This is a genomic window from Roseburia sp. OF03-24 (genome assembly GCF_003463035.1).
Lineage (GTDB): Bacteria > Bacillota > Clostridia > Lachnospirales > Lachnospiraceae > Roseburia > Roseburia rectibacter.
Genome location: NZ_QSCK01000011.1, coordinates 49,012 through 61,474, shown reverse-complemented (window position 1 = coordinate 61,474; position 12,463 = coordinate 49,012). Strand labels below are relative to the sequence as shown.

Annotated in this window: 11 protein-coding genes; all 11 read left to right on the top strand. The window is 51.6% G+C overall.

The genetic code is table 11. The annotated features are described in order from the left end of the window. Positions 1-11 precede the first annotated feature (11 nt). From DXA60_RS07245 to DXA60_RS07195, 11 genes are read left to right on the top strand one after another with little or no spacing between them, the layout of a single operon-like run. On the top strand, positions 12-467 hold the full coding sequence (locus tag DXA60_RS07245) for a PrgI family protein (RefSeq protein WP_117920647.1): 456 nt from the start codon (positions 12-14) through the stop codon (positions 465-467). Next, the gene (locus DXA60_RS07240) at positions 424-2,826 is read left to right on the top strand and encodes a VirB4-like conjugal transfer ATPase, CD1110 family (RefSeq protein ID WP_117920646.1); all 2,403 of its coding nucleotides are present in this window, start codon (positions 424-426) and stop codon (positions 2,824-2,826) included. Before DXA60_RS07245 ends, DXA60_RS07240 begins: the two co-directional genes overlap by 44 nt. After that, entirely contained in the window at positions 2,826-3,206 is a 381-nt protein-coding gene (locus DXA60_RS07235; RefSeq protein ID WP_429835015.1) for a DUF3851 domain-containing protein, read from the top strand. The genes DXA60_RS07240 and DXA60_RS07235 overlap by 1 nt, the downstream gene beginning before the upstream one ends. Beyond that, positions 3,199-4,935 carry a C40 family peptidase gene (locus DXA60_RS07230; RefSeq protein ID WP_117920645.1) on the top strand — a complete coding sequence of 579 codons (1,737 nt, stop codon included), beginning with the start codon at positions 3,199-3,201 and terminating at the stop codon, positions 4,933-4,935. The genes DXA60_RS07235 and DXA60_RS07230 overlap by 8 nt, the downstream gene beginning before the upstream one ends. 29 nt (positions 4,936-4,964) lie before the next feature. Then, positions 4,965-5,216 (top strand): DUF4315 family protein, encoded by a 252-nt coding sequence (locus tag DXA60_RS07225; protein ID WP_006777886.1) that lies wholly within the window; start codon positions 4,965-4,967, stop codon positions 5,214-5,216. Next, positions 5,206-5,970, top strand: coding sequence for a DUF4366 domain-containing protein (locus tag DXA60_RS07220; RefSeq protein ID WP_117920644.1), 765 nt, complete (start codon positions 5,206-5,208; stop codon positions 5,968-5,970). Before DXA60_RS07225 ends, DXA60_RS07220 begins: the two co-directional genes overlap by 11 nt. Further along, positions 5,967-6,161, top strand: coding sequence for a hypothetical protein (locus DXA60_RS07215; RefSeq protein ID WP_117698258.1), 195 nt, complete (start codon positions 5,967-5,969; stop codon positions 6,159-6,161). Before DXA60_RS07220 ends, DXA60_RS07215 begins: the two co-directional genes overlap by 4 nt. Beyond that, complete coding sequence (locus DXA60_RS07210; protein ID WP_117920643.1) at positions 6,158-6,850, top strand: conjugal transfer protein TraG; 693 nt, start codon at positions 6,158-6,160, stop codon at positions 6,848-6,850. The genes DXA60_RS07215 and DXA60_RS07210 overlap by 4 nt, the downstream gene beginning before the upstream one ends. After that, positions 6,831-8,930 (top strand): type IA DNA topoisomerase, encoded by a 2,100-nt coding sequence (locus DXA60_RS07205; protein ID WP_117920642.1) that lies wholly within the window; start codon positions 6,831-6,833, stop codon positions 8,928-8,930. The genes DXA60_RS07210 and DXA60_RS07205 overlap by 20 nt, the downstream gene beginning before the upstream one ends. Continuing rightward, the gene (locus DXA60_RS07200) at positions 8,927-9,205 is read left to right on the top strand and encodes a hypothetical protein (protein WP_003526253.1); all 279 of its coding nucleotides are present in this window, start codon (positions 8,927-8,929) and stop codon (positions 9,203-9,205) included. Before DXA60_RS07205 ends, DXA60_RS07200 begins: the two co-directional genes overlap by 4 nt. Positions 9,206-9,211: 6 nt before the next feature. Beyond that, the gene (locus DXA60_RS07195; RefSeq protein ID WP_117920641.1) at positions 9,212-12,463 is read left to right on the top strand and encodes a YodL domain-containing protein; all 3,252 of its coding nucleotides are present in this window, start codon (positions 9,212-9,214) and stop codon (positions 12,461-12,463) included.

Here is a 12,463-nt window from a genome sequence, read left to right as displayed (position 1 = left end):
AGGTTTCCACATTGGCTTATGTACCCGTACCCAAGGACTTAACAAAAGTCAAAACAAAGGTCATGTTCAATCTGACCAAGCGGCAGCTTATCTGCTTTACGGGCGGAGCGCTTATTGGCGTACCGCTTTTCTTTTTGCTCAGAAAACCTACCGGAAACAGTGTAGCGGCTATGTGTATGATGCTGGTTATGCTGCCCTTCTTTATGCTGGCTATGTACGAAAAGCATGGACAGCCCCTGGAAAAGATCGTGGGCAACATTCTCAAAGTAGCTGTGATCCGTCCCAAGCAGCGTCCCTACCAGACCAATAACTTTTATGCCGTATTAAAGCGGCAGGAAATGCTCGATAAGGAGGTGTATGACATTGTTCACCGCAATAAAAAAATGGCTGCATCGGATGTTCGGAAAAACCGAGGAAAAAACTGTGCAGCCGGTAAAGACAAAGAAAAAGCTGTCTCGCGCCGATAAGAAGCAGATCGAAGCGGCCATTGCCCGCGCTAACCGCACGGACAAAAAAGGAAAATCTGCGCAGGACAGTATCCCTTATGAACGGATGTGGCCGGACGGAATCTGCCGCATATCGGACAGCCACTACACAAAGACCATCCAGTTTCAGGACATCAACTATCAGCTCTCCCAAAACGAAGATAAGACGGCAATCTTTGAGGGGTGGTGTGATTTCCTCAATTATTTTGACAGCTCGATTCATTTCCAGCTGTCTTTTTTGAACCTTGCGGCATCGGAGGAGACCTTTGCTAACTCCATTTCCATCCCGCCCCAGAGGGACGCCTTTGACAGTATCCGCGAAGAATATACCACAATGCTGCAAAATCAGCTGGCCAGAGGTAACAACGGTCTCATCAAGACCAAATACCTGACCTTTGGTATCGACGCGGACAGCATCAAAGCCGCCAAGCCCCGTCTGGAGCGTATTGAGACCGATATACTTAATAACTTCAAGCGTCTTGGTGTAGCTGCCAGAACGCTGGACGGTAAAGAAAGGCTTTTTCAGCTTCATGCGGTATTCCACATGGATGAACAACTCCCGTTTCAGTTTGAATGGGACTGGCTGGCTCCTTCCGGTCTGTCCACAAAGGATTTTATTGCACCAAGCTCCTTTGAGTTCCGCACCGGCAAGCAGTTCCGTATGGGTAAGAAATACGGAGCTGTTTCTTTTTTGCAGATCCTCGCACCGGAGCTGAATGACCGTTTGCTGGCTGATTTTCTGGATATGGAAAGTTCGCTCATTGTGAGTATGCACATTCAGTCGGTGGATCAGGTGAAAGCCATCAAAACGGTAAAGCGCAAGATTACCGACCTTGACCGCAGCAAGATCGAGGAACAGAAAAAAGCAGTCCGTGCCGGATACGACATGGACATCATTCCATCTGACCTTGCTACCTACGGCAGTGAAGCGAAAAAACTCTTGCAGGATTTGCAGAGCCGCAACGAGAGAATGTTCCTTTTGACCTTTCTGGTGCTGAACACAGCGGACAATCCCCGTCAGCTTGGCAACAACATCTTTCAGGCAGGCTCTATTGCCCAGAAGTATAACTGTCAGCTGACCAGGCTGGACTTCCAGCAGGAAGAAGGGCTGATGAGCTGTCTGCCTCTGGGGCTCAATCAGATTGAGATTCAGCGAGGACTGACCACCAGTTCCACAGCTATCTTTGTGCCCTTTACTACGCAGGAACTGTTCCAGAACGGGAAAGAAGCTCTGTACTACGGCATCAATGCTCTGTCCAACAACCTCATCATGGTGGACAGAAAGCTGCTGAAAAACCCCAACGGCCTGATTCTGGGTACGCCTGGTTCCGGTAAGTCCTTCAGCGCAAAACGAGAAATTGCCAACTGCTTTTTGCTTACCAGTGATGATGTTATTATCTGTGACCCGGAAGCGGAGTACGCACCTCTTGTTGAGCGTCTGCATGGGCAGGTCATCAAGATCTCACCTACTTCAACCAACTATATCAATCCGATGGATCTGAATCTGGACTATTCGGATGATGAAAGCCCGCTGTCACTCAAGTCTGACTTTATCCTCAGCTTGTGTGAGCTGATCGTGGGCGGTAAGGAGGGCTTGCAGCCGGTGCAGAAAACCATCATCGACCGCTGTGTGCGTCTGGTCTATCAGACTTACCTCAATGACCCGCGCCCGGAGAATATGCCCATACTGGAGGACCTATATAACCTGCTTCGGGAACAGGAGGAAAAGGAAGCCCAGTATATCGCTACGGCTCTTGAAATCTATGTAACCGGCTCCCTCAATGTGTTCAATCACCAGAGCAATGTGGACATCAACAACCGCATTGTCTGCTATGACATCAAGGAGCTGGGTAAGCAGCTCAAGAAAATCGGTATGCTGGTGGTGCAGGACCAAGTGTGGAACCGTGTTACCATCAACCGTGCCGCCCACAAGTCCACCCGCTACTACATCGACGAGATGCACCTGCTTTTGAAGGAGGAACAGACCGCCGCCTATACGGTGGAAATCTGGAAGCGATTCAGAAAATGGGGCGGTATTCCGACAGGTATTACTCAGAATGTCAAAGACCTTTTGAGCAGCCGTGAGGTGGAGAACATCTTTGAAAACTCGGACTTCGTGTATATGCTCAACCAGGCAGGCGGAGACCGTCAGATTTTGGCGAAGCAACTGGGCATTTCCACACACCAGCTTAGCTATGTGACCCACTCCGGTGAGGGCGAGGGCCTGCTGTTCTATGGCTCCACAATTCTGCCTTTCGTGGACCACTTCCCGAAGAATACCGAGCTGTACCGCATTATGACCACCAAACCCCAGGAACTGAAAAAGAAGGAGGATGAATGATGATGAACCCCAACATTTTGAATCAAAACCCGTTGATGTTTTTTGACAGGGCGGTAAATGCCCAGCGCAGCCAGCTGCTTACAGTCATGGCCGATGCGGTAAGTGAGTGCCGCACGGCGGCAGATCAGGCAGCCGAACTGAATGAGACCGGTCAGGTGGGGCTGCTCCGTCTGGCAGAGGTCTGGAGCACCATCCGTGCCAAGGAAGGTATGGGTGGTCTGGTTCTGGAAGGAACCGAAGCGAAAATCCTGTCCGATGTGGTGGCACAGTTTTACGCCTACCTGTCCGGTTGTATGTTCAACGATCCTGTGGGAATGGCCATTTATGCAGAGCTGCACTACATGATGTCCTCCCTCATGCTGGGAGAATGGTTTGAATAAGGAGCCGCGCCTGCGCTTTACTGATGAGGAACGGTCTGACCCTGCACTAGAAAAGCCGATCCGTAAAGCGGAGAAAGCTGCGGCCAGAGCAGATAAGGCGCAGGCCAATATCCCAAAGAAAAAGGTCAGGCAGACGGTCATTGACCCGGATACCGGAAAAAAGACCTCGAAGCTGACCTTTGAGGACAAGAAAAAGCCACCTTCCAAAGTTTCTCAAGGAGTCAGGGAAGCTCCCGTCCATCTGGTCGCAGGCAAGCTCCACAAAGAGATCCGGGAAACAGAGCAGGACAATGTGGGCGTGGAAAGCGCCCACAAGTCCGAGGAAGCGGTGGAGACCGGCGCTTATCTGGTGCGGGAGGGCTATCGCAGCCACAAGCTGAAGTCGTACCGCAAAGCAGCCCAGGCAGAGCGTCAACTGGAAAAGGCAAATGTAAATGTTCTGTACCAGAAATCTTTGCAGGAAAATCCCCAGTTTGCCAGCAACCCTCTTTCCTGCTGGCAGCAAAAGCAGGCCATCAAAAAGCAGTATGCCGCCGCCAAACACGCCGGTCAGACTGCCGGAAATACCGCCCAGGCTGCATCCAAAACCGGAAAAGCCGCAAGGACGGTAAAAGAAAAGGTACAGCAGGCAGGGGCATTCGTCATGCGCCACAAGAAGGGTTTCCTGATGGCAGGGGTTTTGTTCCTCATTACCTGTATGCTGATGAATACCATGTCCTCCTGCTCCATGATGGCGCAGAGCATCGGTTCCGTTCTCTCCGGCACCACCTATCCGTCAGATGACTCGGAAATGCTGGCGGTGGAGGCAGATTATGCAGCCAGAGAAGCCCAGTTGCAGGAGGAAATCGACAACATCGAAAGCAGTCACCCAGGGTATGACGAATATCGCTATGACCTGGATATGATTGGTCATGACCCCCATGAGCTTGCGGCCTTTCTCTCTGCTGTCTTGCAGGGCTATACACGCCACAGCGCACAGGCAGAGCTGGATCGTGTGTTTGATGCACAGTATCAGCTGACGCTTACTGAGGAAGTGGAGATTCGTTACCGCACGGAGACCTCCACCGACCCGGAGACCGGTGAGACCACCTCAGAAGAAGTTCCCTATGAGTATTACATTTTGAATGTGAAACTCGCCAGCAAGCCCATTTCCGCTGTGGTGTCGGAGCTTCTGACCCCGGAGCAGATGGAAATGTATCAGGTCTACCGACAGACCATGGGCAATAAGCCGTTGTTGTTTGGCGGCGGTTCCCCTGATACCAGCGGCTCGGAAGATCTGTCCGGTGTGCAGTTCATTAACGGTACCCGCCCCGGCAATCCTCAGCTGGTGGAGCTGGCCAAGCGTCAGGTAGGCAATGTGGGCGGTTATCCCTACTGGAGCTGGTACGGCTTTGACTCCCGTGTGGAATGGTGCGCCTGCTTCGTATCCTGGTGCTATAACCAGGCAGGAAAAAGTGAACCGCGCTTTGCAGGCTGTGAGTGGCAGGGCGTTCCGTGGTTCCAGTCTCATGGACAATGGGGTGCAAGAGGCTATAACAATCTGGCTCCCGGAGATGCAATTTTCTTTGATTGGGATTTGGATGGGACAGCAGACCATGTGGGTATCGTGATCGGTACGGATGGCAGCCGTGTTTATACCGTGGAGGGAAATTCCGGCGATGCCTGCAAGATTAAAAGTTATGACCTGAATTATCAAAGCATTAAGGGCTACGGCCTGATGAACTGGTAACAGAGATTTTTAAGAAGGAGTGATAGACGATGGCAAAGAACAAAATTGAGCGCATTGACCAGGAGATTACAAAGGTCCGCGAGAAGATCGCAGAGTATCAGGAAAAGCTCAAGGCGCTGGAAGCACAGAAAACCGAGGCAGAAAATCTGGAGATCGTCCAGATGGTGCGCGCCTTGCGTATGACCCCGACCCAGTTGAGCGCCATGCTGTCCGGCGGCACAGTCCCCGGCAGTTTGGCTGATGACAACAACGAACAGGAGGAAAACAGCTATGAGGAATAAACGATTGCTCCGAACACTTTCCGCCCTTTGCCTGACAATGGTTGTGGCATTTGGCTTTACGATCCCTGCTTTTGCACAGGGGTCAGAACAGGCTCCGGCGGCACCGGCAGAGGATTCTACCAATGACAGCAACGTGATTGTGGAAGAAACAGAACCAGCACCGGCACTTACACCGGAGGGGAATGCGGCACTGGTGGATGATTTTGGAGGCAATAAGCAGCTCATTACCGTTACCACCAAGGCTGGCAACTATTTTTACATTTTGATCGACAGGGCGAATGAGGATAAAAAGACTGCTGTTCATTTTCTGAACCAGGTGGATGAAGCGGATTTGATGGCACTGATGGAAGATGAAAATGTCAAAGAGAAGCCGGCTGCGGTATGCAGATGCACGACAAAATGTGAAGCAGGGGCAGTCAATACGGCTTGTCCGGTCTGTGCAACTGATAAGAGTAAATGTACGGGCAAAGCACCGGAACCTCCGGCAGAAACACCGGAGCCGGAAAAAGAGAAGCCTGCCGGACTGAACCCGGCTGCGATAGTCCTTTTGCTGGCTCTGCTTGGTGGCGGTGGCGTATTTGCCTATTTGAAGCTCGTTAAGAACAAGCCTAAGACCAAGGGCAATGACAGTCTGGGCGATTATGATTATGGCGAGGAAGATTCCGAGGAATGGGAAACCGAGGATGAGGAGTCGGACGAGCCGGACGCTGATGGGGGCAGCACAGAAGAAGATGATGAGGACAGTGTGAAATGACCCGTTTCACAGACAGTCCCTATGAACGCATGATGACACGCAGGCCGGAGGGCGGGAAGGAAACTTCCCGTCCTCCTTCTTTACCCCACAACCACCCCTGCTATGGCTGCGGGAATTATGGAAGTCCCTGCGTAGGTATCTGCCATCGTGAGATGGAACGCTGGCTCAAAGAAAGGAAACGAAAAAAATGAGTGTTCTGATTATATTTATCAAGCTGATTGCTGTTTTTGACCTGCTGGTGATCGCCGTGTATTTTGGCGGCGACATTCTTTCTACCATGTTAAACAAACTTCGGAGAAAGCCAAAGCAAGATGACCCCTTTGATTTCTCCTTAGATACCGTGACAGTTTCATTGTCCATAGATTCTATCCGTCAGCTTTATTCCGGTGACGCGGCAGAGTTTGTGGAAGAAAAGATCCTGCCAAATGCGGAGAAAACAATGGCCGTTTTGACGGAACAAGAACAGACGGCGACTCGTCTGCTCTTATCTGCTCTGATCGGTTTTCTTGCTGCAGAAGCTCCTATGGATGAACAGAGCTTTCCTTTGATGATGGAACTTCTGAACTGCATGGAAGGGGAAAAAGAAGATGGTTGCCAGGATGCAGTAGATAGTTTACTTGAAGATGCCGCCTGCAATACCCGCCGTCACGAAGAATATTACAGCAATTATCAACGCTACCAGCTGATGCAGGTGGATAAAACCCGTGTCATTTTGGCTTGTCGTATCATCATTAATGACCTGCTGGGGAAACTGTACCGCTATGACTACCGGTTTGGTTATAACCTGCTACTGGATGAGGAAAACAGCATAGAGAAAAAACTGCACACGCCTGTGCGGGAAAAATGGGAGGCTGAAGATTATGAATTTAGTGATTGCTGAAAAACCATCGGTTGCACAAAGTCTGGCCACGGTAATCGGTGCAACTGCTCGTAAGGATGGGTATCTGGAGGGTAACGGCTGGCGTGTCAGCTGGTGCGTGGGCCATCTGGCCGGTCTTGCAGATGCAGACAGCTATGATCCCAAGTATGCCAAGTGGCGATATGATGACCTGCCTATCCTGCCGGAACATTGGCAGATGGTAGTGGGAAAGGATAAGAAAAAGCAGTTTGATATTCTGAAAAAGCTGATGAACGCCCCGGATGTGACGGAGGTGGTAAATGCCTGCGATGCCGGACGCGAGGGTGAGCTGATCTTCCGCAGCGTCTATGAGCTGGCAGGTTGCAAGAAGCCGATGAAAAGGCTCTGGATTTCTTCGATGGAGGACTCCGCCATAAGGGAAGGCTTTGCAAATCTGCGCCCCGGTGCGGATTATGACGGACTTCGGGATGCTGCCCTCTGCCGTGCCAAGGCCGACTGGCTGGTGGGAATCAATGCCACAAGGCTTTTTTCCGTGCTGTATCACCGAACCCTCAACATCGGGCGCGTGATGTCCCCGACGTTGGCGCTTATTGTCCAGCGAGAAGCTGAGATCGACACCTTTCAGCCGATTCCCTTTTATACCGTGGCGCTGGAGCTGCCCGGTCTTACCGTATCCGGGGAGCGCATGGCGGATAAGGTTGCTGCTGAGCAGCTGAAAGAAGCCTGTCAGGGTGCAAATGTCACAATCAAAAAGGTGGAGTGCAAGGAAAAGTCCGAAAAGCCGCCTGCCCTCTATGACCTGACTACCCTGCAAAGAGATGCCAACCGCCTGCTTGGATTTACAGCCCAGCAGACCCTGGACTATCTGCAAAGCCTGTATGAAAAGAAGCTCTGCACCTATCCCCGTACTGACAGCCGCTATCTGACCGGTGATATGGCAGACAGCCTGCCGGTGCTGGTGAATCTGGTTGCCAATGCTATGCCGTTTCGCAAAGGAATCGCCATTACCTGTGATCCGCAGACGGTAATCAACGATAAGAAAGTAACCGACCACCACGCAGTAATCCCTACCAGAAATCTCAAGGATGCAGACCTTTCTGCCCTTCCTGCGGGAGAAAAAGCGGTGCTGGAGCTGGTGGCCCTGCGTCTGCTGTGCGCCGTAGCCCAGCCCCATATCTATTCGGAAACCGTTGTGATTGCAGCGTGTGCCGATGGGGAGTTTACCACAAAAGGAAAAACAGTGAAGCACCCCGGATGGAAAGCACTGGAGGACGCTTATCGTGCCAAAATGAAGGATACAGAGCCGAAAAAAGAGGGCGTAGAGAAAGCCCTGCCGGAGCTGACCGAAGGACAGACACTTTCGGTTTCTGCGGCAATCGTCAAAGAAGGCAAAAGCAGTCCGCCTCAGCACTTTACGGAGGACACCCTATTGTCCGCAATGGAGACTGCCGGGAAAGATGATATGCCAGAGGATGCTGAGAGAAAAGGTCTGGGGACACCGGCCACCCGTGCCGGTATTTTGGAAAAGCTGGTATCTGCCGGTTTTCTGGAGCGAAAAAAGAACAGAAAAACGGTGCAGCTTCTTCCTTCCCACGATGCAGTATCCCTGATCACGGTGCTGCCGGAACAACTGCAATCGCCGCTTCTGACTGCCGAGTGGGAGTATCGCCTGGGCGAGATCGAGCGCGGGCAGCTTGCTCCAGAGGAGTTTCTGGACGGGATCAGCACCATGCTGAAAGATCTGGTGGGGACTTATCAGGTCATCAAGGGAACCGAGTACCTGTTCTCCCCGCCCCGTGATGTGGTAGGCAAATGCCCTCGCTGCGGCGGTGAAGTTGCAGAACTGCAAAAAGGCTTCTTCTGTCAGAATGATTCTTGCAAATTTGCAATCTGGAAAAATAACAAATGGTGGGCTGCCAAGAAAAAACAGCCGACCAAGGCTGTGGTGTCTGCACTGCTGAAAGATGGCCGTGTCCGTGTGACGGGCCTATATTCTGAGAAAACTGGCAAGACCTACGATGCCACTGTGGTTTTGGAGGACGATGGACAGTACGCCAACTTTAAGCTGGAATTTGACCAGCGGAAAGGAGGCAGCCGATGAAGCTCTCTTTAGTGGAACGGGAAACCATTTTCCTCTATAACCAGGCAGAACCAATGGCTGAGGTCTACACCCACGATCCCCGTCTGATGGAGAAGCTGGAACTGCTGGCAAAAAAGCACCCCGACCAGATCACCCGAAAGGACGCCCATAACTTTACCGTCCCCAAGCGGTGTGTATCAGTCAGGGAGCCATACAGCGCAGAACGCCGCAAAGCTGCCAGTGAGCGTGCGAAAGCTGCCGGATACCAGCCCCCTGTGAGAAAGTCCAGCAGTTAAAGGCACATGGCAGAGAATGTATTTGAAGCAGTCAAGCAGTCGGTCAGCACCAGAGAAGCAGCAGCGTTTTATGGGATCGAGGTCAAACGAAACGGTATGGCCTGCTGTCCCTTTCACGATGATAAGAACCCCAGTATGAAGGTAGACCAGCGGTTCCACTGCTTTGGCTGCGGTGCAGATGGGGATGTGATCGACTTTACCGCAAAGCTCTTTGACCTCTCCCCAAAAGAAGCGGCGGAGAAACTGTCACAGGACTTTGGCCTGATCTATGACAGTCAGGCCCCTCCCCGCAGGAGGTATGTCCGGCAGAAAACCGAGGCACAAAAGTTTCGGGAGGACCGGCAGAGGTGTTATCGCATACTGTCCGACTACTACTATCTGCTGAAAAAATGGGAGGCCGACAATTCTCCCCAGACACCGGAGGAAGAACCGCACCCCCGTTTTGTGGAAGCGATCCAGAAGAAAACCTATGTAGAGTACCTGCTGGATCTTTTTCTTTATGAAAGTGAAGAAGAACAAAAGGCATGGATTACAGAACACACAGCAGAAATCACACACTTGGAAAGGAGATTGAAAATCATGGCTGAGAACAAACCCACCAACCGAGAGCGGCTAAGGGAAATCACAGATGGCATCGAGCAGGGCATCAAGGAACTGTTCGAGAGCGAAAAGTATATGCGCTATCTGTCCGTCATGTCCCGCTTCCACCGCTATTCGGTAAACAATACCATGCTCATCTATATGCAGAAGCCGGACGCCACATTGGTAGCCGGATACAATAAGTGGAAAGACCAGTTTGAGCGTCATGTAAAAAAGGGCGAGCATGGTATTACCATCATCGCCCCCACACCGTATAAGAAGAAAATCGAGGAGCAGAAACTGGACCCGGATACCAAGGCTCCGATTCTGGATAAAGACGGAAAGATCGTCACAGAGGAAAAAGAAATCGAGATCCCCATGTTCCGCCCGGTCAAGGTCTTTGATGTGAGCCAGACTGATGGGAAACCTTTGCCGGAGCTTGCGTCCTCCCTTTCCGGCAATGTGCCAAATTATGAGGCATTCATGGAGGCCCTGCGCCGCAGTGCGCCGGTGCCGATCACTATTGAAGCAATGGCCGCCGATACGGACGGCTATTTTTCTGCCGATCATCAGAAAATCGCCGTTCGTCAGGGCATGAGCGAGGTGCAGACGGTTTCGGCCACGGTCCATGAGATTGCCCACAGCAAGCTCCATGACCCTAAAAAATATGAAGTGCTACCGTCATGGAAGGTTGTGCTGGAGAGTGAAGGTGGAACCAAGCATGATTTCAAGCTGGATTTTGCCACAGAAAGAGAAGCTGAACAGTTTGCTTCTGATATGGATTGGCGCTATGTGGACGAAAATCAGTTTGAATGGCGTCTTGCAGTTGAGGAAGATCCAACCGCAGAAAAACAGGCAATCAAAAATCGCCACACGGAGGAAGTGGAGGCTGAAAGCATCTCCTATGCGGTCTGCAAGTATTTTGGCATTGAGACCGGAGAAAACAGCTTCGGCTATATTGCAAGCTGGAGTCAGGGCAAGGAACTGAAAGAGCTGAGAGCCAGTTTGGAGACCATCAATAAGACCTCCGGCACTTTGATCTCTGACATTGAACGCCACTATAAGGAAATCTGCAAAGAGCGTGGAATTGACCCCAATGCAAAGGCAGAGCCGGAAACCGCCCCGATAGAGCAGCCGACCGGCAATCTAACCTACTATGTAGCAGAGTGCATGGAGTTTCCAAACCTCGGAGAATACCACGATAACCTGTCTTTGGAGGAAGCTGTCTGCATTTATCAGGAGATTCCGGCAGAGCGAATGAACGGGATCAAAGGCATTGGCTTTGAGTTGAAAGATGGAAGCGACTATGAAGGCCCTTTTCCGATTTTGACTGGGCAGACCATTGACCTGGATACCATCCAGGCAATCGACTATTATCGTGACAATCCGCTGGTACAGAAAGCGGTAAAGGAACTGGCTGCGGCCATGCCGGAAATGGAGGTGCTGGGGGCGGACGCCAACCAGCAGGAGGCTTTGTTTCTGATCGACGATGCCACCTATCTTCATATCCAGCCCTGTGACAACGGATGGGACTATACCCTTTATGATGCCGCGTCCATGAAAGAGATGGATGGCGGTCAGCTGGATATGCCGGAACTTTCCCGCATGAAGGCAGTTCTTCAGATTTGTGATGACAACGATCTGGACAGCACTTCGCTTAGACACGCTCCCCTGTCTATGATCGAGACCTTGCAGGAAGCTGCTTATGAGCAGATGCAGGCAGAGGCCAGTCAGATGGCTGCTTCTTCCCAGCTGCCGGAAGCACAGGAGCAGGCACTGGATGAATACCCCATGCCGGATGAGCAGGTCTCCACACCGGATATGCAGGAATATGGCTACTCCTATGATGGGATGCTCCCTGTTACCAGAGAACGGGCGCTGGAACTGGATGCCGCCGGTTTGACCGTCTATGTGCTGTATGAGGACAATACGGAGAGCATGGTGTTTGACCCGCAGGAAATCATGGATCATGGCGGCCTTTTCGGTGTGGACCATGAGGAATGGGAGAAAAGCCCTCAGTTCCACGAAAAGGTCATGGAGCGTCAGGAACATCAGCAGGAACGCGAACAGGCATTTCTCTCCCAGAACAGAGATTGCTTTGCCATCTATCAGGTAAGTCGTGACGATCCGCAGAATGTGCGCTTTATGAATCTGGACTGGTTAAAGTCCCATAACATTTCCATAGACCGCAGCAATTATGACCTCATTTACACAGCTCCTCTGAGGGAGTCTGGCACTGTGCCGGAGCAGCTGGAAAAACTCTATCAGCAATTCAATCTGGAAAAGCCCGTGGACTTTCACAGTCCCTCCATGAGCGTCAGCGACATCGTTGCGATCAGACAGGACGGTAAGGTATCCTGTCATTACTGTGACAGTGTTGGTTTTACCCAGATCCCCGGATTCCTGCCAGAAAACCCGCTGAAAAATGCGGAAATGATGCTGGAGGACGATTACGGCATGATCGACGGTATCATCAACAATGGCGCAAAAGAACCCACGGTGGCAGAGCTGGAACAGCAGGCCCGAAGCGGTCAGCCTATCTCCCTCATGGACTTGGCTGACGCCGTTCATCGGGAGGAACGGGAAAAGAAGAAATCCGTTGTGGACCAGCTGAAAAGCCAGCCCAAAGCAGAACACAAAAAGACAGCACCCAAAAAGAGTGCGGAAAGGGAGATTTGA

Coding starts and splice junctions, on each gene's coding strand:
- DXA60_RS07200 (WP_003526253.1), top strand. CDS start 8,927: ATGAAGCTCTCTTTAGTGGAACGGGAAACCATTTTCCTCTATAACCAG.
- DXA60_RS07225 (WP_006777886.1), top strand. CDS start 4,965: ATGGCAAAGAACAAAATTGAGCGCATTGACCAGGAGATTACAAAGGTC.
- DXA60_RS07235 (WP_429835015.1), top strand. CDS start 2,826: ATGATGAACCCCAACATTTTGAATCAAAACCCGTTGATGTTTTTTGAC.
- DXA60_RS07215 (WP_117698258.1), top strand. CDS start 5,967: ATGACCCGTTTCACAGACAGTCCCTATGAACGCATGATGACACGCAGG.
- DXA60_RS07205 (WP_117920642.1), top strand. CDS start 6,831: ATGAATTTAGTGATTGCTGAAAAACCATCGGTTGCACAAAGTCTGGCC.
- DXA60_RS07195 (WP_117920641.1), top strand. CDS start 9,212: ATGGCAGAGAATGTATTTGAAGCAGTCAAGCAGTCGGTCAGCACCAGA.
- DXA60_RS07220 (WP_117920644.1), top strand. CDS start 5,206: ATGAGGAATAAACGATTGCTCCGAACACTTTCCGCCCTTTGCCTGACA.
- DXA60_RS07210 (WP_117920643.1), top strand. CDS start 6,158: ATGAGTGTTCTGATTATATTTATCAAGCTGATTGCTGTTTTTGACCTG.